The organism is Streptomyces graminilatus (assembly GCF_001418565.1).
GTDB lineage: Bacteria > Actinomycetota > Actinomycetes > Streptomycetales > Streptomycetaceae > Streptomyces > Streptomyces graminilatus.
Genome location: NZ_LIQQ01000852.1, coordinates 1 through 1,077 on the forward strand (window position 1 = coordinate 1; position 1,077 = coordinate 1,077).

Annotated in this window: 1 protein-coding gene; it reads left to right on the forward strand. The window is 70.4% G+C overall.

What is annotated here, in order from left to right:
- The first annotated feature begins 274 nt into the window (after positions 1-274).
- Positions 275-859, forward strand: coding sequence for a LysR substrate-binding domain-containing protein (locus tag AOK08_RS42195; protein WP_241827334.1), 585 nt, complete (start codon positions 275-277; stop codon positions 857-859).
- Positions 860-1,077 lie beyond the last annotated feature (218 nt).

Here is a 1,077-nt window from a genome sequence, read left to right on the forward strand (position 1 = left end):
CCACCCACCCTCCCAGATGTGCCCGTATCGGACCAATGCGTGTTTTCGAGGCTGTCATCGAAGCTGGCTATGATTCGCGGATGATCGACCTGAGTCGGCTGCGTGTCCTGGTGGCCGTCGCCCGTGAGGGTTCGATCACCGCCGCCGCCGAGGCGCNNNNGCCGAGTCGATCCTCGCGCAGGTCGAGTCGGTGCACGCCGAACTGGACGAGCTGGCCGGGCTGCGCACCGGCCGGGTCCGTCTCGCCGCCTTCCCCTCCGCCCTGGCCACCCTGGTGCCGCTGGCCGCCGCCCGTGTCGCCGCCGAGCATCCCGGTGTCGAGCTCATCCTGTGCGAGGCCGAACCGCCGGACGCGCTCAGCGCACTGCGCAACAACGACGTCGACGTGGCGCTGGTCTTCGAACACGGTGACCCGCCCCAGCGCGATCTCCGCGACACCACGATGACGCCGCTGCTCGACGAACCGCTGTACATGGTCACCCCGGCCGACCGCGCCTGGGACGGCCCCCGCGCGGAGCTGGCGACCTACGCCGACACCCGCTGGATCGCGGGGTGCGAGCGCTGCCGTGAGCATCTCGTCGCGGCCTGCGGACGGGCCGGGTTCACGCCGGTCGTCGAGTTCGAGACCGACGACTACGTGGCCGTACAGGCGCTCGTCGCGGCCGGGCTCGGCGTGAGCCTGCTGCCCGGTCTCACCCTCCTGGCCAACAGGCATCCCGGCGTCCGGCTGGACCGGATCCCCGGTATGCGCAGACAGGTCGCGGCGGCCGTGTACGGCAAACCGCCCGCGTCCCAGCCCGCCCAGGTACTCCTCGACGCGCTCGACGCGACCCTGTCCGAGCCGGAATGGCCGTCCTGACCGGTTCCTGTCGGCGCGCCGCGTTCAGGGTGTTTGCCGTACAACCGCGTACAACCCTTCGCGGATCCACGGGGTCTTACCTTCTGTCCGAAGCGTTCCGGCAAATCCGGAAGTGTCCGCTTCGCTTCACGGGGATCTGCGGGATTTACCGGCGACCGCGCTGACCACGCACGCCTTCCCCGCGTCCCCCGCTTCGGTGCACGTCCAGGAACATCTCG